The organism is Kribbella sp. NPDC000426 (assembly GCF_040300265.1).
Taxonomy (GTDB): Bacteria; Actinomycetota; Actinomycetes; order Propionibacteriales; family Kribbellaceae; genus Kribbella.
Genome location: NZ_JBEPDK010000003.1, coordinates 266,552 through 292,163 on the forward strand (window position 1 = coordinate 266,552; position 25,612 = coordinate 292,163).

Sequence of the window (25,612 nt, forward strand, 5' to 3'; positions counted from 1 at the left end):
ACCCGTCGGGAACGGTTACGGTTCCTTTCGAAGCGTCTTTAACTAAATTTCACCGGACCGCTTCCGTCCCATCGCTCCGGAGGATCTCTGATGAGTCGATTACGCCTGTTCGCCGCCACCTCAGCCGTCGCGGCCACCGCCCTGCTCACCGCCGCCGGAGTGTCTCTCGCCGGCCCGGACACCGCCACCACCGCCAACGCCGCCACCACAGCGACCAGCGGTGGCGTCAAGACGGCGTACTTCACCCAGTGGGGTATCTACGCCAACGGTTTCTACCCCAAGAACCTGATCACCACCGGCGCGGCCGGCAAGCTGGACTTCCTGAACTACGCCTTCGCGAACATCGATCCGACGAACCACACCTGCTTCATGGCCAACAAGGCCGCTTCGCAGGACGAGAACAACCCGAACGCCGGTGACGGCGCGGGTGACGCGTTCGCGGACTACGGCAAGTCGTACGGCGCGGACATCAGCGTCGACGGTGTCGGCGACGTGTGGAACCAGCCGATCCAGGGGAACTTCAACCAGCTGAAGAAGCTCAAGGCGAAGTACCCGAACCTGAAGATCCTGATCTCGATCGGCGGCTGGACGTACTCGAAGTACTTCTCGGACGCGGCCTCGACCGATGCCAAGCGCAAGGCGTTCGTGAGCTCCTGCGTGAACATGTTCCTCAAGGGCGACCTGCCGGTCATCGACGGGTTCGGCGGCGCCGGCTCGGCAGCAGGCATCTTCGACGGTGTCGACATCGACTGGGAGTACCCGGGCTCGCCGAACGGTCACGTCGGCAACCACTACAGCGCAGCCGACAAGCAGAACTTCACGTCGTTGCTGGCCGAGTTCCGCAGCCAACTCGATGCGTACGGCAGCCAGACTGGCAAGCGGTACTACCTGACCGCTGCCACTCCGGCCGGCCAGGACAAGATCGCCACGATCGAGACCAACAAGATCGGGCAGTACCTCGACTACAACAACGTGATGACGTACGACATGCACGGCGGCTGGGAAGCTACCGGGCCGACGAACTTCCAGGACCCGCTCTACACAGCGCCGAACGACCCGAGCAACCCGATCCCGCCGGGTCAGGGCAAGTACTCCGTCGACGCTGCGGTGAAGGCGTGGACGACCGGAGACGCGGCGTACGGCATCCCCGGCGGGTTCCCGGCGAACAAGCTGAGCATCGGATACCCCTTCTATTACAGGGGATGGAAGGGCGTACCGGCCACGGCCAACGGCAAGTACCAGACCGCTACCGGACCGGCCGACGGGCATGCACTGAGCGGCAACGTGCCGGGCGTCTCGTTCTACAAGGAGCTCACCGGCTTCGTGGACAACCCCTCCAGCACGTACTTCGACGACGCGACGAAGTCCTCGTGGTTCTACAGCAACGGCACCTTCTGGTCCGGTGACAACGCCCAGTCGATCAAGGCGAAGGCCGACTACCAGCACTGCAACGGTCTGGCCGGCGCGATGATGTACTCCCTCGAGGCGCTCGACCCGGGAGTCACCCTCTTCAACAACGTGGTCGACTCGGTCAACGCCAGCACCGCCGGCTGCAGCGGCCCGCCAACGACGCCGCCCACCACACCGCCGACCACGCCGCCAACAACACCGCCTACGACTCCCCCGACCACGCCTCCCACCACACCTCCCACCACACCGCCGACGACGCCGCCCACATCGGCTACTCCGTGGGCGCCGAACACGACGTACGCGACCGGTGCGCTGGTGACCTACAACGGCGTCACCTACAAGTGCATCCAGGGCCACACGTCCCTGACCGGCTGGGAGCCACCGAACGTCCCCGCATTGTGGGGCCGGGTCTGATCACGTACCGCCCCAACTGATCGGAGCATCATGAAACGACGTATCACTCTGGCGATAGCGGCCATCTCGGCCGTGGTCATCGCCCTACTGACCGCACAAGCGGCCAGCGCGGCAGGGGTCTCTGCCACCTTCACCAAAGTGTCCGACTGGGGCAGCGGCTTCGAGGGCAAGGTGACCGTCACCAACGGCACCACGAGCTCCCTCAGCACCTGGTCGGTAGCGCTCGACTTCCCATCCGGCTACACCGTCACCAGCACCTGGGACGCCAACCACACCAGCAGCGGACAGACGCACACGTTCACTCCGCCGAGCTGGGCCGGACCTCTCGCCCCAGGAGCAACTGTCAGCTTCGGCTTCAACGGCAGCCCGGGCAACTTTGCCGGCGTCGCCGCCTGCCGTCTGAACGGCGGCTCCTGCTCGGGCGGCGGTGGCGGCACCGCCCCCGGTGCACCCACAGGCCTCTCGGGTACGGCGTCAGGCACGTCCGTCAACCTGTCCTGGTCCGCAGCATCGGGCGCGACGAGCTACAACGTCTACCGCAACGGCTCGAAGGTCGGCTCGCCCAGCGGCACGTCCTATACGGACTCCGGCCTCAGCGCCAACACGTCGTACTCGTACCAGGTGAGCGCGTCCAACAGCGCAGGTGAGGGACCGAAGAGCAACACCATCTCGGTCACCACGGGCACTGGCGGCGGCAACACCGGCAGCAAGCAGGCCGCGCCGTACCTCTACATGGGCTGGGGCGACCCGCCGAGCCCGTCGACCGTGATGAACGCCACCGGGATCAAGTGGTTCACCATGGCGTTCGTCCTGTCGGGCGGCGGCTGCAGCCCGGCCTGGGACGGCAGCCGTCCGCTCCAAGGCGGCGCCGATGCCAACGCGATCAGCCAGATCCGAGCCGGCGGCGGTGACGTCGTACCGTCGTTCGGCGGCTGGAGCGGCAACAAGCTCGGCCCGAACTGCAGCACCCCCGAGGCGCTGGCCGGCGCGTACCAGCAGGTCATCAACGCCTACAGCCTGAAGGCGATCGACATAGACATCGAGAACTCCGACGAGTTCGAGAACGAGGCCGTGCAGGACCGCATCCTGACCGCGCTGAAGATCGTCAAGCAGAACAACCCGGGGATCCAGACCATCGTCACGTTCGGTACGTCGACGACCGGTCCGACGTACTACGGCAACCGGCTGATCGACCAGTCCAAGGCGCTCGGCGCGAACATCGACATCTTCACGCTGATGCCGTTCGACTTCGGCAGCTCGAACATCTACAACGACACGGTCGGCGCGTCCCAGGGCCTGAACAACAAGCTGAAGTCCACCTTCGGCTGGTCCACCGCGGAGGCGTACGCGCACCAGGGCATCTCCGGCATGAACGGTCTGTCGGACCAGCAGGAGATGACCACGACCGCGACCTGGCAGAACATCACCAACTGGGCCAAGAGCAACGGGCTCGGCCGGCTGGCGTTCTGGTCGGTCAACCGCGACCGCGGTTGCGCCGGCGGCGGTGTGGTCTCGAACTGCAGCGGCATCGCCCAGGGCGACTGGGACTTCACCCGCATCACCGCAGGATTCTGACCCGGCGGTACGGCGGGATGCGCGTCGGCATCCCGCCGTACTCCGGAAGACTCAGCCGGCCTTGATCGCGTCGATGATCAGGCTGTTGCGGGCATTCTGCCCGAGCGGCTTCGACGGGTGCAGGCCGTCGCGGAGATAGCGGGCCAGCCGGTTCGGGCTGGACGCCAGGTGCTCCGCCCAGTGAATGATCCGCAGGTTGTCGTAGCGGCGCGCGGCCTCGGAGAGCTGGAGGTTGATCCACGCGCTGTTGCGCTGGTCGGCGAGCCTGATCTCCGGGATGAACGCCGTTCGAGCAGCCTGCACGTTGACCCAGTAGACGGTCCGTTCCGGGCCGGCGATCTGCATCGTACGGTCAACCTGAGCCGCGACTGCCGGTGGTGTGAAGATGTCGTTGGAGCCGACTGACATCAGGATCCGATGGGGCAGGCCGTAGTCCTGGGCCCAGGTGTCCAGCGCGTCGACCGCCGGCGTCACCGGGCGGCCAGCCCAGTTGTGGACGGCGGTCATGATGCCGAGCTTCGCGAGCTGTCGGACCAGGGCCGGCCCGTCCTGGACCCCGATGCTGTCGCCGAACATGAAGACACCGTCGGTCTCTCGCGTCCGGCGGATCTGCGCCTCGTTCGAGATCGCTCGCGCTTGTTGAGCCCACGCGCCGAGCACGCCGGAGCCGTAGTTGCCCAGATTGGCCAGTCCGGTCGCGTCGTCCGCCCGGGACTGCGGCGAGACCGGAGCCGCCTCGGCGGCGGAGGCAGCGGACGCCGCCGCAACCGTCGACGCAGCCGCCGCCGTCCCAGCTGCGAACAGCAGCCGGCGACTCGGCCGGAACGAACCCAGGCGCTTCCTCACGGAGGAAAGAGTGCGGTGGAAAGGCCTCTCACTGCAAGTCGACACCTGGAAAATTGGACGAACGCTACGGAAGTCGCTGTCTCAGCAGTCAGCTGGACGTGACCGGCCGGGATCGCACGAACGTCCGGAAACGTTCCGCCGCAGGCGTCAGCGGCGTACTCAGTCGCCACGCCATCCCGATCTCCCGACGGGCCTGTACGCCGGCCAGCGGGACGGACACCGCACCGCTGTCATTCCCGCGGACCGCACCGGCCGGGAGGATCGCCACACCGAGGCCCGCACCGACCAGACTGTCGATCGTGGCCAGGTCGGTCGCCTGGAACGCGAACTGCGGAGTGAATCCCGCGGCCTCGCACAGCCGGTCCGTCACCCGCTGGAAGCCGAAGCCGGGCTGCAGCGCGACGAACGGCTCGTCCCGGACCTCCTCCAGCTCGACCCGGTGCCGAGAAGCCAGAGCGTGCCCAGGCGGCACGTGCAGGCAGAGCCGCTGTCGCTCCAGCAGATGCCAGCCGAAGTGGTCCGGGTCCGGCCGGGGCGCGATGATCGCGATCTCGGCCTCACCGGTCTCGAGGTCCTGGACGATGTCGTGGGCCGGCTCCTGCCGCAGCGCGAACCCGATGTTCGGCGCTTCTGCGCGGAACGCCTTCAGCAGGTCCGGCATCAGGCTCGTCGCGACCGAATGCAGGAACGCCAGCCGCACGGTCCCGGACTCCGGGTCGACGAGAGCATCAATGCGCCTGCGAGCGGTGTCGACCGCAGCCGTCCCGGCCCGCGCGGCCTCCAGCACCAGCCGGCCGTACGGATTCAGCCGCACACCGCGGCGTTCCCGCTCGAACAACGCCACCCCGAACGCCTTCTCGACCCGCTGCAGCGACCGGGACAGATTCGGCTGGCTCGTGCCCAACGCAGCGGCCGCCTCGGTCAGGTGCTCGGTCTCCGCGAGTACGGCGAACCACCGCAGATCCTCGACATGCATACTGAAAGCGTATCGATTTCTGCCGAGATCGACATTTTACGTATCGCTCCAGGCGTGCGACCGTCGAAGACATGCACCAGTCCGTTGCTCGCCAGACCGGGTATCTGCCCGGAGACCCGGAGTACCGCAAGCTCTCCGTCGCGCTGTTCGCGGCCGGACTGGCCACGTTCGCTCTGCTCTACAGCACGCAGCCGCTGCTGCCCCAGCTCGTCGACGCGTTCCATGTCTCCCCGAGCCAGAGCGCGTTCAGCGTGTCGTTCGCCACGTTCGGACTGGGTCTCGCGCTTCTGGTCGCGGGGCCGGCGTCGGAGGTTCTCGGCCGTACCAATCTGATGCGCTGGTCGGTCGCTGCAACCACCGGGTTCGCACTGCTCAGCGCCTTCGCTCCGACGTGGCACACGCTGCTGGCACTGCGCGGTCTGCAAGGGATCGCGATGGCCGGTCTGCCAGCAGTCGCGATGGCTTATCTGCGCGAGGAGGTGCACCAGGACAGTCACGCGCGGGCCAGCGGCCTCTACATCGCGGGTACTGCGGTCGGCGGCATGGCCGGGCGCCTCATCGCGGGCGGGTTGTCAGACCTCGGCGGTTGGCGATTCGCGACCGGTGGGATCGCCGCGGTCGGCGTACTGTGCGCAGCCGTCGTGTGGCTGCTTCTTCCCGCGTCGCGGAACTTCCGCCCCAGCCCAGCCCGTCGCCGGCGCGACCTTTTCTCGGTCCAGGTGCTGAAGGATCCTGCCCTGCTGGCCCTCTACGGGATTGCCGCCACAGCCGTGGGTGCGTTCGTCGCCGTTTACAACGGAGCGGTCTTCCGGCTGTCCGGTTCGCCGTACCACCTGAGTGCTGGAGCGGCAGGGCTGGTCTTCTGTGTCTATCTGCTCGGATCGGCCAGCTCGGCGACGGCAGGTACGCTCGCCGACCGCTACGGGCGACGGGCAGTCGTGCCGATCGGGTGTCTGATCACCCTGGCCGGAGTAGCCATCACGCTCGCCGCTCCGCTGCCGCTCATCGTGCTCGGGCTGGCTGTCATGACGGCAGGGTTCTTCGCGGTGCACGGAGTGGCCAGCGGCTGGGTGCCAGCTCGAGCCCATGCGAGCGGAGTCGGGACCGGTCAGGCCTCGAGCATGTACCTCTTCTCGTTCTACCTGGGTTCCTCGGTCTTCGGAGGCCTCGCTGGTACGGCGTGGAGCCACGGAGGCTGGACCGGGGTCGCGCTCGAGGCCGGGACTCTGTTCGCGATCAGCCTGGTCCTTTCCGTGCTGCTCAAGCAGACGAATGCGAAACTGACCAGGTGACGAAGGCGACGGATGCGGCTGACCAGTTGGGACTCACCTACGAGGTGACCAGGCACGGCCGGGTGAACTCGTTGGAGGAGGCCGCGGCGGCGCGGGGTATCGAGCCGGCCCGGTTGATCAAGACGATCGTGGTGCGGCTGTCGGACGACGACTACCGGTTCGTCCTGGTGCCAGGTGATCGCGAGATCGCGTGGCCGAAGCTGCGGGCGCTGCTCGGCGTGAACCGGATCTCGATGCCGGACAAGGACACTGCGTTCGACGTCACCGGCTACGTGCGCGGGACGATCACGCCGCTCGGCAGCACGCACGCCTGGCCGGTGATCGCGGACGAGCGGATCACCGGCACGATCTCCATCGGCGGTGGGGACCACGGTGTCGGCATCACCGTTGACGCCCAGGCGCTTGCCAAGGCCCTGAACGCAACGGTGGCAGACGTCACGGACTAGACGAGCAGACCGCGTTGTCCGGCGCGGAGTCCGGCCTGGAAGCGGGTCGTTGCGTCCAACGCCTTGAGAATGCGCTGCATCCGGCGCTCTACGGTTCGCTGAGCCACTCCTAGGCGGCGGGCTATGGCTTGGTCTGTCAGGCCTGCGGCAGCCAGCGACAGGAGCTGCTGGTCGTCCGACGTCAGCGGGCCTTCCGAGACCGCCGGCGTCAATGGACTCGCCTGCTGCCACAACAGGTCGAACAGACGAAGCAGCGCGTCCAGCAGGCTGGACGGACCGAGCTCAACGACCACATCGGACGACGTCGGGAGGAGAGCGGTCCGGCGGTCGATGACGATCAGCTTGAGCGGTACGTCGCGCAGCATCCGGCAGCAACCCGACGACCGGGCCGCAATCAGATCACCGGGCTCCGACAAGGACGCCATGTCGTAGATCGTTCGGTACCTCACACCGTGCGCCCGACGCGGCTCCACGGCGTACGGCATGCGATCCAGCACGAGTACTTCGGTCTGTGCGCACTGCTGGGCCTGGTAGAACCGCTGCGCGATCGCCTCGGCGCCTCGGATGACCGTGAACGCATCCGGTTGCCGGAACTCGGCAGTCAGCACCGAAGCACCCAGCCGGGCCTCGACGATCGCGGCCTGCTTCCGCAACGCGAGCAGCTCGACCGCAGCCTCCGGCACGGCCGGTAGGTAGCGGGCCGGACGGCCTGGCGTACGGGACGCCAGGCCGAGCGACAGCAGGGACCGTAGATGCCGGCCGACCCGGTTGGCGGGCCAGTCGACGAACGTGGTCAGGTCAGTGGCTGTGGACTCCGGTTGGGCCAGAAGCGCCCGGTAGAGCTGCTCGTCCTCCGAGCAGACACCGAGCGCCTCCAGCACCGGAGCCGGTCGATAGCTGTGCATGATCAGGGCAGCGAGTGCACGTGGCCGCCGACCTGGTTCGCGAACTGGTTGCCGTTCGACGCGTCCCAGTTGGTCGACCAGGTCATCGCTCCGCGCAGCGAGGGCCACGGGGAGCTCGGCCGGTAGTTGCCGCAGCCGGTGCCCTTGGTCAGGCAGTCCAGAGCGTTGTTGACGACGGTCGGCGAGACGTACCCGCTACCCGCCGCCCGTGACGACGCCGGCAGGCCGAGGCCGACCTGGTCGGGACGCAGCCCGCCCTGCAGCATGATGCAGGCCTGTGCGGTGATGAAGTCGACCGAGCCCTGCGAGTAGACCTGTCCGTCGCAGCCGTTCATCGAGCCGGAGTTGTAGTACTGCACGTTGACGATGGTCAGGATGTCCTTGATCGCCAGCGCCAGCTTGAAGTACTCGAACGACGTGCTCTGCATGTCGATCGTCTGGGGCGCCATGGTGATCACCAGTCCGCTGCCGAACTGGCTCTGCAGGCTGCGCAGCGCCTGACCCATGTACTGCGCGTTGACCCCGTTCTCGAGGTCGATGTCGATCCCGTCGAAGCCGTAGGTCCGCAGCACCGACAGGGCACTGGATGCGAAGTTGGACGCGGCCGTGGGGTCGGCAACCGAGATGGTGCCGTTCTGGCCGCCGACGGACAGGATGACCTTCTTACCGGCCGCCTGCTTCGCCGCGATGTCGGCCTTGAACTGCGCGACCGTGTAGCCACCGAGGCCGGCACTGTCCAGGTTGAACGTGATGGCGCCCGGCCGCGACGAGTCGGCGTCGGCGAATGCCACTGCGATCAGGTCGTACGCCGCCGGCACGTCGGAGATCTTCTGCACGGTCGCGCCGTTGTTGAAGTTCTGCCAGTACCCGGTGAGCACATGCGCCGGCAGGTTGCCGACAGGCGGGTTGGTGCCACCGTCCGACGTGGTGCCGGACACGGTCGCGCCGTACGCCGAGCAGTTGCCGCTCGGGTCACATGCGCGCACCTTGAACGAGTACGTCGTCGATGCAGCGAGACCAGTAGCGGTCCAGCTGGTGACGTTGCCGACGCTCTGAGCGGCTCCCGTCCCGCGGACCACGTCGTAGTGGTCGATCCCGTTCGCGTCGGACGCAGCAGACCAGTTGAGCTTCAGCGAGCTGGAGGTCGGGCTGCCGACGGTCAGACCACCTGGCGTCGACGGGGGCGTGGTGTCCGCCGTTCCTCCGGGTCCGTCCAGGACCACGTCGTCAACCTGGTACGCCGGAAGCGCGTACCAACTGTGGACATAGATCGTCACCGTGGAGCTGGTCGACGTGAACGGAACCGTCAACTGGCTCCAGCCGGACGAGGTTGTCCACGTACTGGGACCACCATCCACGCCGAGGTAGACGTTCGAGCCCTTGACCCACGCCGACAGCGTGTACGCCGTATTGGGCTGTACCGCTATCGACTGCGAGCACCGGGCGATGTCGCTCCCGCTCGGTGTCGCCTGAAGGGCGTACGAGCCGGAGTGCGGGGCGGACGTCGTGACGCCGCCGGCCGCGCACGACCAGCCCGACAGCGTGCCGGACTCGAAGCCAGCGTTCGTGACGAGATTGGTAGCCGCGGAGGCGGAACCGGGGGCCAGGAAGGCCATGAGTACGGCGAGCAGGCTGATGACGACCGCTGCCTGGGGGCGGTACGCAGGCGGTTTCATGTTCTACAACCTGTGACCAGGCAATTACATTGTCAAGACCCTGCATAAAGTGGGAACGCTCTCACGCCCAGAAAAGCGAGAATCTTTACGCTTACTTGGCTGAACGGAGAAAGGCGACGGCCCCCGGCGGGGGGGTGACCGGGGGCCGTCTTCGGCCACGGGCTCGGGGGGAGGAGCCGGGGGCCGTTCAGGAGGCGACAGTCTGCCACTGTCAGGAGGTATGTACCCCCCAAGACCGGGCTTCACACATCTCAGTTCGATTTCGACTGATCCGCTGTCACCCAGGCGCCGATCACGCCCGATCGGGCGCTTTCAGCCAGTGTCACTGTCACACTGATCAACAGTCTAACGGGATACCGGCCCAGGCAAAAGCCCGGGTCCCCCGGCGTTTCGCCCAACTGCCTATGCTCGGTCCCATGGCGCACCCCGGGACGGCTCGAGCGGCGGCTTTCTTCGATCTGGACAAGACCATTCTGGCGCGCTCCAGCACGCTCGCGTTCTCCCGGCCGTTCTACGCCGGTGGGCTGATCAACCGCCGGACCGTACTGCGGAGCGCGTACGCCCAGTTCGTCTACCTGCTCGGCGGCGCCGACCACGACCAGATGGAGCGGATGCGCGAGTACATCTCGGCGATGTGCACCGGCTGGGACGTGGCGACGGTGAAGGCGATCGTCGCCGACACCCTGGACCACATCGTCCGGCCGATGATCCACACCGAGGCGGTCGAGCTGATCGCGGAGCACCACGCGGCCGGCCGGGACGTGGTGATCGTGTCGTCGTCCGGCGCCGAGGTGGTCGAGCCGATCGGCGCGATGCTCGGCGCCGACAAGGTGATCGCCACCCGGATGGTCGTTGCCGACGGCAAGTACACCGGCGAGATCGCCGACTATGCGTACGGTCCGAACAAGGTGACCGCGATCGAGGCGCTCGCCGCTGCCGAGGGTTACGACCTATCCACGTCCTACGGTTACTCGGATTCGATCACCGACGAGCCGCTGCTGGCCGCGGTCGGGCACCCGTTCGCGGTCAACCCGGACAAGGCGTTGCGCCGGATCGCGGTCGAGCGCGGGTGGCCCGTACTGGAGTTCGCCGAGCCCGTCGAGCGCGCCGGTTTCCCCGGCGTACGGCGTCCTGCCGTTGCCGCCGGCGTGGTCGCGGCGATCGCCGCCGGTGCGCTGCTGCTGGCCTCCCGCCGGCGTTCGCGGAGTGTCTGAAAGCTGAAGATAGCTTCATTGTTCTCAACTCCATGAAGACGCCGCATCCCCTTCCCAGAAAGGGGTTTCAGGAGTACAAAGGAAGCACAAAGGACTTTCGGGTCCGGTAGAGATTGCACGGCAACCAGGCACCCACGCGGCGACCAGCCCATCCCAAACGGGCAGCGCGACCCAGGCCAGACCTGTGGCGGCAAACCGGTGCACGCATGGTAACCAGGGTGTTGTGCCAGCGACGGCGTTCTCAATCTGAGAACGCCGTCCGCATGTCAGCTCAGGAGACCAGCGGCGAGAGCTCGGCGCCCTTTGTCACGACCTCGCAGGACCGCAGCAACCAATCACGGACTCCGGTCAATCCTTGCACTGCGTAGTCGGTCAGCCCGCTCGCATACGACGCCTGCAACACATAGTGACCGCCCTCGGGCACCGTGACCGCGACCGGATCGATGCCCCGGGCAACCAATAGGCAGCGCTCGGCGGCCCGGGCAACCAGTCCGTTGGCGCTCGGGAACGGCCGGAGGACGGCGAGCTCGGCGTGCACGATCGCGGCCACGACCAGGCCGGGCGCCTTGGTCGGGCGGGTCAGGTTCTGCGCGAGAGCGCTCAACCGCTCCCACATCTCGTCCGCGGCGGGTGCCGGCGGCAGCCCCGGGATGTCGTCCGGCACTGCTTCCCGACTGGTCCGGAGATGGCCCAACTGGTCCTCGTCGCTCAGATCGGCCGCGGCCAACTGGTGCAGTCTGGTCCAGACCTGCACCGGTGCCTTGTCCAGCTGCGGCGCGAGCGCCATCAGCTCCCCCGTCAGCCGGACCGCCCCGGAAGCCAGCCCGTCCGCGGCACCCCGGCGTACCTCGTCGGGCGTCGACGTACTGCCGGCCAGGGCGGCGGAGGCGTGGGCGCCACGCAGCAGGGCCTCGGCGGTCATGTCCGTACCGACCCGGCGCAGCCCTCGGTCCCGGAGCAGCACGTCGACCGCATCCCGGGCCGCAGCCGCTGCCGACCCGACCCCCTCCAGCCCAGCCAACGGCTCGAACACGTCAACACTCATGCCTGCACCCTAGGATGACTTCGTATGGCGCTCGGCACCGTCCCCAGGTTCAGCATCGTGGTCCCCTGCCATGCCTCGCGGGCGTGGTTGCGGCCATGCTTGGACTCTGTGCTGAGCCAGTCGTTCACCGATTTCGAGGTGATCGGGGTCGACGACGCGGACCCGGACGGCTCCGGGCGGATCCTGGACGAGTACGCCGCGGCGGACCCGCGGGTGCGGGCACTGCACCTGGACGAGAACATCGGGCTCGGGCTGACGCGGAACGCCGGGCTGAAGGAGTGCCGCGGCGAGTACGTGCTGTTCCTGGACGCCGACGACACCTACGCGCCGGGCTCGCTGGACGCGATCGCTACCCGGATCGACAACACGAACCAGCCGGACATCGTGATGTTCGGCTACGAGCGGATCTTCTGGGACGGCCGGGTGGTCGCGAGTCAGCGGCAGGAGGCGTTCGCGCGGGAGGGCGCCGGCGTGTTCACCGCGGCCGAGCGGCCGATCTTCCTGACCTTCCTCGAGGTGGTCTGGAACAAGGCGTACCGGCGGGAGTTCCTCACCCGGCACAGCTTCGCGTTCACCTCCGGCTTCTACGAGGACGCGCCCTGGACGTACTCGACGATGCTGACCGCCGAGCGGATCGCCACCCTGGACCGGGTCGTCGTGCACTACCGGCAGCACCGGACCGGCGGCAACATCCACGCCACCGGCGGGCGCCGGCAGTGGGACATCTTCGACCAGTACGACCGGGTGCACGCGTTCATCCAGTCCGACCCGGACCTGGCCGGCTGGCGCCGGTTCGCGTTCGACCGGTCGCTGGACCACATCGTCGCCGTACTCGCGAAGCCGGAGCGGATCGCGTCTGACGACCGGGCCGAGTTCTTCCACGCGGCCCACGCGTTCGCCAAGCGCTGGAAGCCCGAGGGCTACACCACGGACCGGACGGCGCGCGGCTTCAAGCGCTGGCTGCTGATCCACGACGACTACGCGACCTACTCGACCCTGAAGCTCAGCTCGCGGATGCTGCACGGCCCGAGCCCGCGTAAGACGGTCCGCAAGATCCTGCGCCGCAGCAAACTCGACCCCAACCTGGCCGCGTACACGGCGTACTGGTTCAAGCAGTACGCCTGCAACCCGCGGGCGATCTACGAGAAGGCGGCCGAGCGGGCGCCGCACATCCGCGGGGTCTGGGTGGTCGACAACGATCACTTGGCCGCGATCCCGGAGGGCATCGAGTACGTCGTCGCGGACTCCCCGGCGTACGAGAAGCTGCTCAGCAAGGCGACGTACTTCGTCAGCAACATGAACTGGCCGAAGGAACTCGAGAAGCGCGAGGGCCAGATCCACCTGCAGACCCAGCACGGCACGCCGCTGAAGACGATGGGTACCGATCTGCGCAACTTCCCGCAGGCCGCGAAGGGTCTCGACCTCGAGGAGCTGATGCGCCAGGTCGACCGCTGGGACTTCAACCTCTCCTCGAACCGGTACTCCTCGGAGATCTGGGAGCGCACCTACCCGGCGTACTTCGAGGAGCTCGAGTACGGCTACCCGCGGAACGACCGGCTGCTCACCGCGACCCTCGACGACGTCCGGGCGATCCGGGCCGCACTGGGCTTCGACGACTCGCACCTGGTCATCCTGTACGCGCCGACGTTCCGCGACGGCGTCGACTCGGTCCGGCTGCCGACCGGGTTGAAGGATCTCGGCGGCACCGGCCTCCAGCTCGACCCGGGCCAGCTGGCCCGCGCGGCCGGCGAGCACGGCCGGGTGCTCGTGCGGACGCACTATTCGTTGTCCACGGCACCGGAAACGCACGACGGCAAGGTGCTCGACGTGTCCCGGCACCTGCGGGTCGAGGACCTGATGCTGGCGGCCGACGTACTGATCTCGGACTACTCGTCGATCACCTTCGACTACGCCAACCTCGACCGGCCGATGATGCTGCACGTCGAGGACCAGGGCTTCTACGACGGCCGGCGCGGGACGTACTTCGACGTTGCCGACTTCCCGCCCGGGGTGGTGGCGCGGTCGTCCGCGGAGCTGTTCGCCGCGTTGCGGAACGGCACGTTCGCCACGCCGGAGGCGGCCAAGCACCGGCACCTCTACCGGGAGAAGTTCTGCGAGTTCGACGACGGGCAGGCGGCCGAGCGCGTCGTACGGCGGGTGTTCCTGGGCGAGACCGAGGTACCGGCGATCGTGCCGTTGGCCGACCGGTCACCGGCACCGTCGGCGTACTTCGTGCATAATGGCTGACATGTCGATCAGCTTGAAGCCCGTCCACGCCGCGCGCGTGAGCTTCAGCCTGCGACGACGACGCACTGTCTGAACACCCCAGCCTGTTCCAGTCGCGTCTCTTTGAAGGACCCCGTTATGTCTGCAGTTCTGCCTGTCCTTGCCACCAGACTGTCCGCTGCCGCCGAGGCCGCTTTCGGTACGCCGTACGACCCGGAGTTGCGGGCGGCGACCAAGCCCGAGTTCGGCCACTACCAGAGCAACCTGGCGCTGCGGATCGGCAATGCACTCAAGCAGCCGCCGCGGGAGGTCGCCGCGCGCCTGATCGGGGAGCTGCAGGTCGACGACCTCTGCGAGAACCCGTCGATCGCCGGGCCGGGATTCATCAATCTGACGCTGCTGCCGTCGACGTTGGCGAAGGCAGTCAACGAACCGGAATCCTTTACCAGTAACGGCCAACGGGTCGTCGTCGACTACTCGCAGCCGAACGTCGCGAAGCAGATGCACGTCGGCCATCTGCGGTCGACGGTCATCGGCGACGCTTTGTGCAATGTGCTGACCTACGTCGGGTACGAGGTGATCCGGCAGAACCACGTGGGCGACTGGGGAACGCAGTACGGGATGATGATCGAGCAGCTGCTCGAGGAGGAGCTCGCCGCGGAATCCCTTGATCTACAAGGGTTGCAGCTGCTGTACGAGCGGAGCCGGAGGCACTTCGACAGCGACGGCGCCTTTGCTGACGCAGCCAGACTGCGGGTGGTGAAGCTGCAGTCGGGAGACGCGGAGACGCGGGCGATCTGGCAGCACATGGTGGACGTGTCGCTGGACGACTTCGAGCAGGTGTATGCCCTCCTCGGGTCGAAGTTGCAACGGGCGGATGTGGTTGGTGAGAGCGCCTACAACGACGACCTGCCGCAGGTGGTGGCTGAGCTCGAGCAGCAAGGCCTGCTGACCGAGTCCGACGGCGCCATGTGCGCTTTCCTGCCCGGTTACCTGGGACGGGACGGCGAACCGTTGCCCGTGATCGTGCGGAAGTCGGACGGTGGTTTCGGCTACAGCGCAACGGACCTGGCCGCCGTCAGACACCGGGTCAGCACCCTGCACGCCGACCGGATCGTCTACGTCGTCGACCACCGGCAGGCGCTGCACTTCGACATGATCTTCACGTTGGCGCGGACCGCGGGGTGGCTGCCGGCCGACGTACCGGCGGAGCATGTGGCGTTCGGTACGGTACTCGGACCGAACGGGAAACCCTTCAAAACAAGGGAAGGCGGGACGGTCAAGCTCGTCGACCTGCTGGAGAGCGCGGTGGCAAAGGCGAGTGCCAGCGGGGAGGCTACAGCGCGGGCCGTCGGGATCGGTGCGGTCAAGTACGCCGACCTGTCGAGCGACCGGGGTAACGACTACGTGTTCGACCTGGACCGGATGGTTGCGATGACCGGCAACACCGGACCGTACCTCCAGTACGCCCATGCCCGGCTCACGAGGCTCCTGTCCAAGGCTGAGGCGTCGACTGAGGTCACCGGACTCAAGGACCCCGCCGAGCAGCGGTTGGCCCTCCTGCTCTCCGGCTTCGCAGCGGCCGTCGCCCAGGTGGCCGAGACGCTGCAGCCGCACAGACTCTGCACCTATCTGTACGACGTGGCGTCCGCCCTCTCCACCTTCTACGAGCAGTGCCCGGTTCTCGGCAGCGAAGGCGCGACCAGAGCAAGCCGGATCGCCCTCTGCACGGCAACCCGCAGTGTGTTGCAGGATGGACTCGGCCTGCTCGGTATCGAGGCCCCTGACGCGATGTGACCCACTGGAGGTACGGATGCTGCCGTGGTCGGCTGAACTCAACGGACGCCTGGACCAACTGACGTTCACGAGCGAACTGCTGCGCGGGAACCCGCTCGGCGATCCACACGAGCGTCCGGTGCTGGTCTACCTGCCACCGGGGTACGACGAGTCCGAGGACCGCTACCCGTCCATCTACGTGACGATGGGCTACACCGGTCATGTCGGGATGTGGTTCAACCGGACTCCGTTCCGCCAGCCGTACCCGGAGTTGCTGGACGCCATGTTCGCCGACGAGAGCGTGCCGCGGGCAGTAGTGGTGTTCGTCGACTCCTGGACGAAGTACGGCGGCAGCCAGTGCCTCGACTCGCCCGGCACAGGTCAGTACCAGTCGTACCTGTGCGACGAGATCGTGCCGTGGGTCGACGCGACGTACCGGACCATCCCAGACCGCGACCACCGCGCTGTCACCGGCAAGTCGAGTGGCGGGTACACGGCGATGGTCATGCCGTTGCTGCGGCCGGATGTGTTCGGGGCGCTCGCTACACATGCCGGTGACGCGCTCTTCGACGTCTGCTACCGGCCGGAGTTCCCGGAGCGTGCGCGGACGCTGCGGGACAAGTACGACGGCAGCTACGAGAAGTACTTCGCGGATCTGGCGACGAGGACCGGCCGTACGACGAACGAGGACCTGCACCTGCTGGAGATGTACGGCTACGCGTCGGCGTACTCCGCTGAGCCCGACGGCACGGTCCTAATGCCGTTCGACGACCTGGGGTCGATCGTCCCCGAGGTCTGGGCGCGCTGGCTGTCGCGGGACCCGGTCGAGATGGTCAAGGAGCCGCAGTACGCCGACGCACTGCGCTCGCTGCGGGCGGTGTGGATCGACGCGGGCCGGCAGGACGAGTACTACCTGGACCTGGGGGCGACCGCGTTCCACCGGGCCGCCCGCGAGACCGGTCTGCCGGACGAGCGGATCCACTTCGAGCTGTTCGAGGGCACCCACGGCGGTATCGAGTACCGCTATCCGATGGCGGTGCGGTGGCTTGCCGAGCAGCTGAGCTAATTGACGTGCCGTGGCCCGGCGGACGTCGTACCTTCGTCCCATGAACTGGCCGGAGGGGATCCAAGCGCGCCCGATCGACAAGGGTGACGTGGAGGCGTGGGCGGAGTTGCTGGCCGCCAAGGAGAAGGTCGACCAGGACGGCGAGAACTTCAGCGCCGAGGACCTGGCCGAGCAACTGGACCACCCGCACCTGGCCCGGGACACCATCGGCCTGTGGTCCGGCGACCGGATGATCGGCTACGGCATCGCGCAGGTGAAGTCCGCCGTGGTGGACGTGGACCGAGTCAACGCCGAGGGCACCATCGACCCCGAGTGGCGCCGGCAGGGTCTCGGCACGACGCTGATGCGCTGGCTGATCGAGCGGGCCGGCGAGCTGCACACCGCCAAGCACCCCGAGGCCCCCGGCCAGGTCGGCGTCGGAGCGAGCAGTGCCAACACCGGTGCGGACCGGATGCTGCGCAACCTCGGGTTCGAGGCAGAGCGTTACTTCTTCGACATGCGCCGGCCGCTCGACCAGCCGGTCCCGGACTCACCGGTGCCCGACGGTCTGAAGCTGAGGTCGTACGACACGTCGTACGAGGAGGCATTGCGGCTGGCCCACTACGAGGCCTTCTCCGACCACTGGGGCTGGACGCCGCCCACCACGGAGGGCTGGCGCGCCAGGAATGTCGGATTGCGCGCGTTCCGCGGCCAGCAGTCGTACTACGTCATGGACGGCGATACCGTCGCGGCGTACGTCAACGGCTACGAGTGGGAAGCGGACACCGAGGTGACCGGCGTCCGGGAGCTGTACATCGGCCAGGTCGGCACCCGGCGTGCGTACCGCGGGCGCGGACTGGCCCGTGCGGCCCTGGCGAAGGTGCTCACCAAGGCCGCAGAGGCCGGATACCAGCGGGCCGCGCTCGGCGTCGACGCCGACAACCCCACCGGAGCCCTCGGGCTGTACGAGGGCCTCGGCTTCGTCACTCACCAGAAGTTCATCAGCTACCAATTGCCGCTGGGTTGATGTTCTGGTTGCGGTGGAACACGTTGTCCGGGTCGTACTTCCGCTTCAGCTCCACCAGTCGGTCGAACTTGTCGCCGTACGACGCCCGGAGCCGGTCCGCGTCCGGCTCCGCCATACCGTTCACGTAGCTGCCGATGTTGATCGCGTACGGCTGGACGGCGTCCCAGAAGGTTCGCACCCAGGCGCGCTCGGCTTCCAGGGCCTCAGGGACCGGCGTGGTCGCGATGATGAACATCGCGTAGCGCTCGGTCCGTTGGCCGCCGAACGCGGTGGCGTCGTCCGCGGTCTCGAGATAGCCCTCGTCGAGGTGGTAGATCATGGCGGCCGACATCGGCGACGTCTTGTGCACCTGCTGTGACGTGTACACCTCGATCGCTTCGTCGGACAGCGTCTCGAGGTACGCGCCCTTCTCGTAGTGGTACATCCCCGGGCCGTTCGCCTCGTCGAGCAGCTGCTGTACGGCGACGTACGGCATCGGCGTGACCATCTGGAACAGCGGCGGCAGCGCCTCCTGCAGCCGGGCCACTGCGTCGGCGTGCTGCTCGGGCGCGCCGAACCCGACCACAACCAGGGCGAACCCCGGCTTGAAGTGGTGCTCCTCCGGGACGAACGGCGCCGGCGGCGCGTTCAAGGCCGCGATCACCACGTTGACCTCACGCGGCAGTGTCGGGATCACCTCGCGGGCCGCCCGGAGCAGCTCCGCGCCCTGGTCCTGCCCCCAGAACGCCAGGCCGAAGTTCACGATCGGACCGGCCGGGTGCAGCCGGAACTCGAACTCGGTGACCACGCCGAAGTTGCCGCCGCCACCACGCACCGCCCAGAACAGGTCGGCGTTCTCGTCCTCCGCGGCACGCACGATGCTGCCGTCCGCGGTGACCAGCTGGACCGACTCCAGGTTGTCGATGGTGAGCCCGTGCATCCGGGTCAACCAGCCCATGCCCCCGCCGAGCGTGAGCCCGCCGACGCCGGTGTGGCCGATCAGCCCGGCCGGTACGGCGAGGCCGTGTTCCTGCGTGGCCGCGTCGAGATCCCGCAACAGCGCACCGCCGCCGACGCGAGCCCGCCGCGCCTCGGGATCCACCGTGACCTGGTTGAGCCGGCTCAGGTCGATCATCAGTCCGCCGTCCACCGACGACAACCCGGCAATGCTGTGGCCGCCGCCGCGGACGGCGATCTCGAGCCCCTCCGCCACTGCATACCGGACGGCTGCCTGCACGTCCTCGGCCGAACCAACCTGGGCGATCACCGCCGGCTCCCGGACGTGCTCTGCGTTCCACAGCCGGCGCGCAGTGTCGTACCCGTCGTCCTCCGGTGCGAACACGGCTCCGCTCACGGCCGCGCGCAGTTCCCCCACAGTCTGCGTCATGTACTTGTCCCCTCCCCGATGTCTTGCCGCCAGGCTAGGTGCCCGGCTCCGCTGCGTCAGCGTCCTTTCGGGCAGCCTGCAGAGTGACGGGCGTTATCCACAAGGGAACGGATTCCCGTTTGGGCAGGAACTTCGGTGAGTGTCAGACTCGACGGCGTGAGTGACGAGGAAATCCTGCGATTGTTACCGATCACGGCTGCTGTCGTGGCGGTGCGCGACGATCGCGCCGACGAACACCTGGCCCGCCTGGGCGCGTACGACGAGCGCGACCAGGCGCAGGTGGACCGTTGCCTGCAAGGGTTCCTCAGCGGCCTGCTCCGCACGACGTGGGAGCGCGGCTGGGCGCCGGCCGACGTCGTCCAGCACGGCCGCCGCAGTCTGGATCCGGGCGTCGAGCCGCTGCTGCTGGCCGCGATCGCCGCCGAACACGTGGGCTACAAGGCCGCGACGATCGACTCGCGCTGGCTCGAGCAGCTGGTCGACCTCGGCGTGCCGCAACCCTTCACCGAGTTGAGCCTGACCGCGTGGGCCGCCGGTGCCCGCGTCGGCCGCTACCTCACCTTGCACCATGCGCTGTCGCTGGCCGGATTCCTCCAGACGCTCCCGGTGCTGGCTCGGATCTTTCCGCTGCCCGGCACGACTGTCCGCCAGGCCCACCACGTCGTGCCGGCCAACGGGAAGATGCTGGCGCGGATTCGTGCGCTGCTCGCGAAGGCGGAGGCGACCGAGTTCCCGGACGAGGCCGAAGCGCTGTCCGGGAAGGCGCAGGAGTTGATGGCCAAGTTCTCGCTGGACAGTGCGCTGGTCGAGGCCGATGTGGAGATCCCGGACGACTCGGCTGCGCGACGGCTGTGGGTCGAGACGCCGTACGTCTCGGCCAAAGCTCAGCTGGTCGGCGCGGTCGCCTCGGCGAACCGGTGCCGGACGGTCGTGATCGACGAGCTGGCGGTGGTCACTATCGTCGGCGCGGAGGTGGATCTGCAGCACACCGAGATCCTCAGCACCTCCCTGCTGGTGCAGGCGAACCGGGCGATGATTGCTGCTGGCAAGCACATCGGCCATCGCGGAGAGTCCAGGACGCGCTCGTTCCGCCAGTCGTTCCTGATGGCGTATGCGTTGCGGATCGGCGAGCGGCTGGAGCAGACCGCCGCGGCGACCCAGGCCGCCGTACCGGAAGCGGATGCCGGTCGGCTGCTGCCGGTGCTGGCCAAACGGGAGGAGCAGGTGGACGCGCTGTTCGCGCAGCTCTTCCCGAACACGACGACCCGGCGGACGCGCATCACCAACGGCGCCGGCTGGCACGCGGGCCTGACCGCCGCCGACCAGGCCCAACTCGACGCCCGCCGGCAGGTCCGCCGGTGAAGATCGAGGAGACCACGATCCCCGGCGTACTGAGGATCGCGCTGGAGGTGAAGCCCAACGACGACGGGTGGTTCAAGGAGAACTTCCACCGCGAGAAGCTGGCCGAGCTCGGGATGGACGTCGTCCAGCACAACGTCGCGTACTTCGCCGAGGCCGGCATCGTCCGCGGCATCCACGCCGAGCCGTGGGACAAGTACCTGTCGCCGTCGTCGGGCCGGGTGTTCGCCGCGATCGTCGACCTGCGGGACAACGAGACGTTCGGCCGGGTGGAGACGTTCGAGCTCGGTCCGGAGCAGGCGTTGTTCGTGCCGCGGGACGTCGGGAACTCGTTCTGCACGGTGACGCCGCACACGACGTACAACTTCCTGGTGAACGAGCACTGGTCGCCGGAGCGGGTGGCCGTCGACCTCTTCGACCCGGAGCTGGCGATCGACTGGCCGGCAGAGGAGCTGAGCTACACCGAGCGGGACGCCGCTAACCCTTCGCTGGCGCAGCTGCGGGAGCAGCGGGCCTGAGCCCGCAGAGCACGATGTCGAGCAGGCGATTGGCTTGCTCGGGCTCGATGTCGCGACCCATGTTGATACCGCCGACCAGTCGCATGACGTCCGCCAGGTCCAGCTCCTGCCGCACCTCGCCGGCCGCTTTCGCCTTGTCCAGCAGGAGATTCCCGGCCTCCTGCACGTTCACCTTGCAGGCCTTGAAGAACGGCGAGTCTTTGCCCAGGGCAACCGTAAGCTCGCTCGCCAGCGTGCCCTTGGACAGGCCGTACCCGAGGAAGCTGCGCAGCCACGCGGCCAGCGCCTCGAACGGCTCCAGCTCGCGGTCGAAGTCGTACGCGCGGTCGCAGACGGACTGGATCTCCTCGACGTAGACCGCCTCGAGCAGGGCGGTACGGCTCGGGAACCGGCGGTACAGCGTGCCGATACCGACACCGGCGCGACGGGCGATCTCCTCCAGCGAGGTGTCGGTGCCGTGCTCCGCGAAAGTCTCCCGGGCGGCCGTCACCAGGCGGTCGTAGTTCCGGGCCGCGTCCGCACGGTTCGGCCGCGCGCACGGCAGTGGTTGCGGCGCCATCCAACCTCCTCGCACAGGTCCGTTCACAATATCGCTTGCAAAGCGGAGGATGCCTCCGTATCGTATCCGGAGGAGCGCTCCGCTTTCTCTCACAACTGTAACCCCTGCGGGGTAAGGAGCAATATGTCGGCAACAGCCGCGGCGCCGGCCGGCGCCAGATCCGGCACGCCCGCTCGGCGGCCGGGGGTAGTACTCGCAGTAATCCTGGTCACCCAGCTGATGGTGATCCTCGACGGCACCGTGGTGAACATCGCGATGCCGCACATTCAGCAGGCCCTGCACTTCAGCCCGTCCAGCCTGTCGTGGGTCCAGAACGCCTACGCACTCGCGTTCGGCGGTCTGCTGCTGCTCGGCGCCCGCGCCGGTGACCTGCTCGGCCGCCGCCGGGTGTTCATCACCGGTATCAGTGTCTTCACGCTCGCCTCGCTGCTCGGCGGTCTCGCGCCGAACGCGGAGCTGCTGCTCGCCGCCCGCGTCCTGCAGGGCATCGGTGGCGCGATCGCTGCTCCGGCCGCGCTGACGCTGCTGATGCTCACGTACCGCGAAGGCCCCGAGCGGATGAAGGCGCTCGGCTACTACAGCCTCGTCTCGTCCGGCGGCGGCAGCGTCGGCCTGGTCCTCGGGGGCATGCTGACCGAGTGGGCGTCCTGGCGTTGGGGCCTGTTCGTGAACGTCCCGATCGGTATCGCGCTGGTCTTCGCCGCACGACGCGTGCTGACCGAGACCGAGCCTGAGACCGGCCGGTTCGACGTGGCCGGTGCGCTCACCTCGACGCTCGGCATCACGTCACTCGTCTACGGCTTCATCCGGGTCGCTGAGGCCGGCTGGACCTCGGCCGAAGTACTGGCTTCCTTTGCCGTCGGTGTGGTGCTGCTGGTCTCGTTCGTCATGATCGAGCGCCGGGTCAGCCACCCGATCGTGCCGTTGCGGCTGTTCAAGTCCGCCGCCCGGTCGACGTCGTACCTGACGATGCTGCTGGTCGTCGGCACGATGTTCGGGATGTTCTTCTTCCTGACGCAGTACCTGCAGGGTGTGCTCGGACTCCGGCCGGTGGCCGCCGGTCTGGCCTTCCTGCCGATGACCGGTCTGCTGTTCACCGCGTCACGCGTCGTACCGCGGCTGGTCGCCCGGATCGACGGAGCGAAGCTGATGCTGGCCGGATCGACGCTGGTCGCGCTGGGCACCGTCTGGCTGACCCGGCTGGACGCGCACAGCACCTACTTGCACGACGTGGTCGGTCCGCTGCTGCTGTTCGGCGGCGGCGCCGGGATGATCTTCATCCCGCTGGTCGGCCGGGCCATCTCAGGTGTCGCACCGGAGGACTCGGGCGCCGCGTCCGGCATGCTGAACGTGGTCCAGCAGGTCGGCGGCGCACTGGGCCTCGGCATCCTGGTCACGATCTTCGGTACGGCGAGCCGCAACTCGACCTCGAGGATCCCGCGTGAGGTCCTGGTCGACGGCGTCCACGCAGCCTTCATCGGGGCGTTGGTGTACGCCGGGCTCACGCTGACCATGATCGTGATCAGCGTCCGTCCGTGGAACTGGTTCCGCACACAGCCGGAGCCGGTCGAGAGCCTGACTCAGATCGAGGCAGCGCCGTCCACGACCAGCACCTGACCGTTGATGTTCGTGTTCTCCAGCAGGAGCATGCGGACGACCGGCAGCACGTCCTCCGGCTCGGTCAGGTGACCGGTCGGAGTACGCCGGACGATCTGGTCGAGCTGGGTCTGGCCGAGGACCGCGGACATCTCCGAGGCGAAGAAGCCCGGTGCGACCGAGTTGGCGAGGATGCGGCCACCGAGCTCACGAGCGAGTGAGCGGGTGGCCGCGTCCATGCCGCCCTTGGTCGCCGAGTACGCGACCAGGCCGGGATAGCCGCGTTGCGCGCAGATCGAGGTGATGTTGACGATCCGGCCCTTCAGTCCCTTGGCCAGCATCCGGCGCAGGACGAAGCGGGTCAGGATCAACGGCGACGTCAGGTTCGTCCGGATGATCTCGGCCAGGTGATCCGCCGAGGTGTGGACGTGCAAGGAGTCCTGGCCGATCGCCGCATTGTTGACCAAGGCATCGATCGGCCCGAGCGCCTGCTCGACCTCCTTTACGAAGGCCTGAGCGGCGTCGGCGTCGTTGACGTCGACCGCGCCGTAGTGCAGATGGTCCGGGTACTTCTCGCCGAGCGCCGTCAGCTCCGGTGTGACGGTCCGGGCGAAGGCCGCGACCTTGAGCCCGGCTGCGAGCAGGTCGGTGACGATCGCCAGGCCGAGACCGCGCGAGCCGCCCGACACCAGCACGACCGAGGCCGGCGGGACAAGACTGACTTCAGACATCACTCTTCAGGGATTCCTTCTGCGGGATCTCGTCGAGGAACTTGATCCTCCGGGGTACGCCGTAGTCAGGCAGCCGGGTCGAGCACCACTGCACCAGGTCGGCATCCGTGATCGGGCCGAGCGCGCGGTTCGGGACGACCTCGGCCGCGACCATCCGGCCGACCAGCGGCGCCTTGCGCGCGAACACCCGCGCCCACGAAACACCCGGATGACCCATCAGCACGTTGCGGACCACGCCCGCCGACACCTTCGATCCGCCGACGTTGATCTCGTCGGTGTCCAGGCGCCCGGTGATCAGCACGCGGTCGCCGTCGTACTCGATCCGGTCGCCGGTGCGGACGGCGCCGACCAGGCCCGCGCCGTGATGCGGCGAGCGGATCACCAGCTCGTCACCCTCGACGGAAAGCACCGGACGCTCCGGGTCGGGCTCACGGTCCAGCCAGGTCTTCGGGAACCCGGCCTTGCCGTCGTGCACCACGATCGAGGCGCCGACCTCGGAGGACGCGTAGATCCAGGAGATCCGCGTCTTCGGGAAGATCTCCCGCAGCTGGTCGAGGATGGCCTGATCGACCGGTTCGCCGCCGAGCGTGATCTGCTCCAGCGGTACGGCGGCGAGCGCGTCGGCGTCGCGGTAGATCGCCTGCCGCCAGAACGTCGGCGTACCCGAGGCGGCTGTGACGCCGTGCTCGGCCGCGATCGCGGGCCACTCCTCGAGCTCGCTGGGCTCGATCACGACCAGGCCCTGATCGGCCTGGGTCAGTGAGAGCGTGACGACCTGCCACCAGGCGTAGGTCCCGGGCGAGTACGGCAGCAGCCAGGTGCGCGGCGGTTGATCCCCGGTGACCGTGGTCAGGGACTCGAGGGTGTGGCCGATGCGCTTCGGGCGGCCGGTCGAACCGGACGTGAGCAGCCAGGCCCGGCCGGACTCCTCGACACGCTTCAGCTTGGCCGGGGTCACTGCCCCATCGGGCAGGACGATCGCGAACCCGGACTCGCCGAGTTCCTCGCGCATCCGCATGTCCACCCGGGACTCGGCGGCGACCAGCAGCTCGGTGCCGTGGACCGCATGGTGGCGCAGAGAGGCGAGCGCGTCGGCGCCGCTGTCTACCAGCACGGCTGCGGGCGACGGCAGTTGCGGCAGCTTGTGCAGCGTCCGCCAGGTCAGGCGCTTACCGGCGACGACGACAGTGTTGTCGTCACCGATCAGGGCGGTGGTCCGGCGGCGGCTGGTCACGGCGGCCGTCACGCAGACTGAAGTTGCTCGATGAAGTCCAGTACGTCGCCGACCGTCGCGATCCGGCGCAGCCCGGGGGCATCGAAGTTCAGCTCGTCGCCGAGCTCGTCCTCCACCCGGAGGGCCAGCTCGGAGAAGTCGAGCGATCGGAACCCGATCTCGCGGAGATCCGCTGTGTCGTCGGCCGGCAATGATCGGCCCTGGGCCGTCATCACCTCACCCATCATCTCCCTGACCCGACCCCGCGCCACCGAACTCATAGTCCCGAAGCCTAGCGGGTCACTGCCGGGCCCCCAGGCTGTCAACCGTTTGACCATCGGGACCTCCCGGCGACTAAGCGGTGTGGGAGGTTACTGAGTGTAAATGCGAACTTCAC

22 protein-coding genes are annotated in these 25,612 nt (G+C 67.9%); 12 read left to right on the forward strand and 10 right to left on the reverse strand.

What is annotated here, in order from left to right; genetic code table 11:
- Nucleotides 1-90: 90 nt before the first annotated feature.
- Both ABT313_RS15055 and ABT313_RS15060 read left to right on the forward strand, forming a co-directional pair.
- The gene (locus ABT313_RS15055) at nt 91-1,824 is read left to right on the forward strand and encodes a glycosyl hydrolase family 18 protein (RefSeq protein ID WP_350852866.1); all 1,734 of its coding nucleotides are present in this window, start codon (nt 91-93) and stop codon (nt 1,822-1,824) included.
- Nucleotides 1,825-1,854: 30 nt separating this feature from the next.
- Nucleotides 1,855-3,399, forward strand: coding sequence for a cellulose binding domain-containing protein (locus ABT313_RS15060; RefSeq protein ID WP_350852869.1), 1,545 nt, complete (start codon nt 1,855-1,857; stop codon nt 3,397-3,399).
- A 51-nt stretch (nt 3,400-3,450) separates the two neighbouring features.
- Here the strand turns inward: ABT313_RS15060 and ABT313_RS15065 are convergent, their stop codons facing one another.
- Nucleotides 3,451-4,245, reverse strand: coding sequence for an SGNH/GDSL hydrolase family protein (locus ABT313_RS15065; RefSeq protein WP_350852872.1), 795 nt, complete (start codon nt 4,243-4,245; stop codon nt 3,451-3,453).
- Nucleotides 4,246-4,333: 88 nt separating this feature from the next.
- Entirely contained in the window at nt 4,334-5,221 is an 888-nt protein-coding gene (locus tag ABT313_RS15070; RefSeq protein ID WP_350852875.1) for a LysR family transcriptional regulator, read from the reverse strand.
- A gap of 71 nt (nt 5,222-5,292) precedes the next feature.
- On the opposite strand from ABT313_RS15070, the gene ABT313_RS15075 reads away from it, so the two are divergent.
- Nucleotides 5,293-6,513, forward strand: a complete 1,221-nt coding sequence (locus ABT313_RS15075; protein WP_350852878.1) for an MFS transporter — start codon at nt 5,293-5,295, stop codon at nt 6,511-6,513.
- Nucleotides 6,510-6,959 carry an aminoacyl-tRNA deacylase gene (locus ABT313_RS15080; protein WP_137252169.1) on the forward strand — a complete coding sequence of 150 codons (450 nt, stop codon included), beginning with the start codon at nt 6,510-6,512 and terminating at the stop codon, nt 6,957-6,959. Before ABT313_RS15075 ends, ABT313_RS15080 begins: the two co-directional genes overlap by 4 nt.
- On the opposite strand, the gene ABT313_RS15085 is transcribed toward ABT313_RS15080, so the two are convergent.
- On the reverse strand, nt 6,956-7,864 hold the full coding sequence (locus ABT313_RS15085) for a helix-turn-helix domain-containing protein (protein ID WP_350852882.1): 909 nt from the start codon (nt 7,862-7,864) through the stop codon (nt 6,956-6,958). The two genes, ABT313_RS15080 and ABT313_RS15085, sit on opposite strands and share 4 nt — an antisense overlap.
- A 2-nt stretch (nt 7,865-7,866) precedes the next feature.
- Nucleotides 7,867-9,540 (reverse strand): chitinase, encoded by a 1,674-nt coding sequence (locus ABT313_RS15090; RefSeq protein ID WP_350852885.1) that lies wholly within the window; start codon nt 9,538-9,540, stop codon nt 7,867-7,869.
- 404 nt (nt 9,541-9,944) lie between these two features.
- Here ABT313_RS15090 and ABT313_RS15095 point away from each other — a divergent pair, with 404 nt between their 5' ends.
- The gene (locus ABT313_RS15095; RefSeq protein WP_502883988.1) at nt 9,945-10,754 is read left to right on the forward strand and encodes an HAD family hydrolase; all 810 of its coding nucleotides are present in this window, start codon (nt 9,945-9,947) and stop codon (nt 10,752-10,754) included.
- Between the two features lie 271 nt (nt 10,755-11,025).
- Here ABT313_RS15095 and ABT313_RS15100 read toward each other — a convergent pair whose 3' ends face one another.
- Nucleotides 11,026-11,799 carry a Fic family protein gene (locus ABT313_RS15100; RefSeq protein ID WP_350852891.1) on the reverse strand — a complete coding sequence of 258 codons (774 nt, stop codon included), beginning with the start codon at nt 11,797-11,799 and terminating at the stop codon, nt 11,026-11,028.
- Between the two features lie 24 nt (nt 11,800-11,823).
- On the opposite strand from ABT313_RS15100, the gene ABT313_RS15105 reads away from it, so the two are divergent.
- The 4 genes from ABT313_RS15105 (at nt 11,824) to ABT313_RS15120 (ending at nt 17,873) form a co-directional block, all read left to right on the forward strand.
- Nucleotides 11,824-14,046 (forward strand): bifunctional glycosyltransferase/CDP-glycerol:glycerophosphate glycerophosphotransferase, encoded by a 2,223-nt coding sequence (locus ABT313_RS15105; RefSeq protein ID WP_350852894.1) that lies wholly within the window; start codon nt 11,824-11,826, stop codon nt 14,044-14,046.
- Between the two features lie 129 nt (nt 14,047-14,175).
- Complete coding sequence (argS, locus tag ABT313_RS15110) at nt 14,176-15,822, forward strand: arginine--tRNA ligase (protein WP_350855095.1); 1,647 nt, start codon at nt 14,176-14,178, stop codon at nt 15,820-15,822.
- Nucleotides 15,823-15,838: 16 nt separating this feature from the next.
- A complete protein-coding gene (locus ABT313_RS15115; protein WP_350852897.1) occupies nt 15,839-16,867 on the forward strand; it encodes an alpha/beta hydrolase-fold protein in 1,029 nt (342 codons plus the stop codon).
- Between the two features lie 40 nt (nt 16,868-16,907).
- Nucleotides 16,908-17,873, forward strand: a complete 966-nt coding sequence (locus ABT313_RS15120; protein ID WP_350852901.1) for a GNAT family N-acetyltransferase — start codon at nt 16,908-16,910, stop codon at nt 17,871-17,873.
- On the opposite strand, the gene ABT313_RS15125 is transcribed toward ABT313_RS15120, so the two are convergent.
- A complete protein-coding gene (locus ABT313_RS15125; RefSeq protein ID WP_350852904.1) occupies nt 17,848-19,239 on the reverse strand; it encodes an FAD-binding oxidoreductase in 1,392 nt (463 codons plus the stop codon). The two genes, ABT313_RS15120 and ABT313_RS15125, sit on opposite strands and share 26 nt — an antisense overlap.
- 156 nt (nt 19,240-19,395) lie before the next feature.
- Here ABT313_RS15125 and ABT313_RS15130 point away from each other — a divergent pair, with 156 nt between their 5' ends.
- Both ABT313_RS15130 and ABT313_RS15135 read left to right on the forward strand, forming a co-directional pair.
- On the forward strand, nt 19,396-20,601 hold the full coding sequence (locus tag ABT313_RS15130) for a DUF2786 domain-containing protein (protein WP_350852907.1): 1,206 nt from the start codon (nt 19,396-19,398) through the stop codon (nt 20,599-20,601).
- The gene (locus ABT313_RS15135) at nt 20,598-21,116 is read left to right on the forward strand and encodes a dTDP-4-dehydrorhamnose 3,5-epimerase family protein (protein WP_350852910.1); all 519 of its coding nucleotides are present in this window, start codon (nt 20,598-20,600) and stop codon (nt 21,114-21,116) included. Before ABT313_RS15130 ends, ABT313_RS15135 begins: the two co-directional genes overlap by 4 nt.
- Here the strand turns inward: ABT313_RS15135 and ABT313_RS15140 are convergent.
- Nucleotides 21,076-21,675: a TetR/AcrR family transcriptional regulator gene (locus tag ABT313_RS15140; protein WP_350852913.1), complete on the reverse strand. Its 600-nt coding sequence runs from the start codon at nt 21,673-21,675 to the stop codon at nt 21,076-21,078. The genes ABT313_RS15135 and ABT313_RS15140 overlap by 41 nt on opposite strands.
- A gap of 123 nt (nt 21,676-21,798) precedes the next feature.
- On the opposite strand from ABT313_RS15140, the gene ABT313_RS15145 reads away from it, so the two are divergent.
- Nucleotides 21,799-23,292, forward strand: coding sequence for an MFS transporter (locus ABT313_RS15145; RefSeq protein ID WP_350852916.1), 1,494 nt, complete (start codon nt 21,799-21,801; stop codon nt 23,290-23,292).
- On the opposite strand, the gene ABT313_RS15150 is transcribed toward ABT313_RS15145, so the two are convergent.
- From ABT313_RS15150 to ABT313_RS15160, 3 genes are read right to left on the reverse strand one after another with little or no spacing between them, the layout of a single operon-like run.
- Entirely contained in the window at nt 23,256-24,002 is a 747-nt protein-coding gene (locus ABT313_RS15150; RefSeq protein ID WP_350852919.1) for an SDR family NAD(P)-dependent oxidoreductase, read from the reverse strand. The two genes, ABT313_RS15145 and ABT313_RS15150, sit on opposite strands and share 37 nt — an antisense overlap.
- Nucleotides 23,995-25,248 carry an AMP-binding protein gene (locus tag ABT313_RS15155; RefSeq protein ID WP_350852922.1) on the reverse strand — a complete coding sequence of 418 codons (1,254 nt, stop codon included), beginning with the start codon at nt 25,246-25,248 and terminating at the stop codon, nt 23,995-23,997. Before ABT313_RS15155 ends, ABT313_RS15150 begins: the two co-directional genes overlap by 8 nt.
- Entirely contained in the window at nt 25,245-25,496 is a 252-nt protein-coding gene (locus ABT313_RS15160; RefSeq protein ID WP_134105965.1) for a phosphopantetheine-binding protein, read from the reverse strand. Before ABT313_RS15160 ends, ABT313_RS15155 begins: the two co-directional genes overlap by 4 nt.
- Nucleotides 25,497-25,612 lie beyond the last annotated feature (116 nt).

Excerpts from the sequence above, each read along its gene's own strand:
- ABT313_RS15055 (WP_350852866.1), top strand. The coding sequence starts at position 91 with ATGAGTCGATTACGCCTGTTCGCCGCCACCTCAGCCGTCGCGGCCACC.
- ABT313_RS15060 (WP_350852869.1), top strand. The coding sequence starts at position 1,855 with ATGAAACGACGTATCACTCTGGCGATAGCGGCCATCTCGGCCGTGGTC.
- ABT313_RS15070 (WP_350852875.1), bottom strand. The coding sequence starts at position 5,221 with ATGCATGTCGAGGATCTGCGGTGGTTCGCCGTACTCGCGGAGACCGAG.
- ABT313_RS15075 (WP_350852878.1), top strand. The coding sequence starts at position 5,293 with ATGCACCAGTCCGTTGCTCGCCAGACCGGGTATCTGCCCGGAGACCCG.
- ABT313_RS15085 (WP_350852882.1), bottom strand. The coding sequence starts at position 7,864 with ATGCACAGCTATCGACCGGCTCCGGTGCTGGAGGCGCTCGGTGTCTGC.
- ABT313_RS15090 (WP_350852885.1), bottom strand. The coding sequence starts at position 9,540 with ATGAAACCGCCTGCGTACCGCCCCCAGGCAGCGGTCGTCATCAGCCTG.
- ABT313_RS15095 (WP_502883988.1), top strand. The coding sequence starts at position 9,945 with ATGCTCGGTCCCATGGCGCACCCCGGGACGGCTCGAGCGGCGGCTTTC.
- ABT313_RS15100 (WP_350852891.1), bottom strand. The coding sequence starts at position 11,799 with ATGAGTGTTGACGTGTTCGAGCCGTTGGCTGGGCTGGAGGGGGTCGGG.
- ABT313_RS15105 (WP_350852894.1), top strand. The coding sequence starts at position 11,824 with ATGGCGCTCGGCACCGTCCCCAGGTTCAGCATCGTGGTCCCCTGCCAT.
- ABT313_RS15115 (WP_350852897.1), top strand. The coding sequence starts at position 15,839 with ATGCTGCCGTGGTCGGCTGAACTCAACGGACGCCTGGACCAACTGACG.
- ABT313_RS15120 (WP_350852901.1), top strand. The coding sequence starts at position 16,908 with ATGAACTGGCCGGAGGGGATCCAAGCGCGCCCGATCGACAAGGGTGAC.
- ABT313_RS15125 (WP_350852904.1), bottom strand. The coding sequence starts at position 19,239 with ATGACGCAGACTGTGGGGGAACTGCGCGCGGCCGTGAGCGGAGCCGTG.
- ABT313_RS15140 (WP_350852913.1), bottom strand. The coding sequence starts at position 21,675 with ATGGCGCCGCAACCACTGCCGTGCGCGCGGCCGAACCGTGCGGACGCG.
- ABT313_RS15145 (WP_350852916.1), top strand. The coding sequence starts at position 21,799 with ATGTCGGCAACAGCCGCGGCGCCGGCCGGCGCCAGATCCGGCACGCCC.
- ABT313_RS15150 (WP_350852919.1), bottom strand. The coding sequence starts at position 24,002 with ATGTCTGAAGTCAGTCTTGTCCCGCCGGCCTCGGTCGTGCTGGTGTCG.
- ABT313_RS15160 (WP_134105965.1), bottom strand. The coding sequence starts at position 25,496 with ATGAGTTCGGTGGCGCGGGGTCGGGTCAGGGAGATGATGGGTGAGGTG.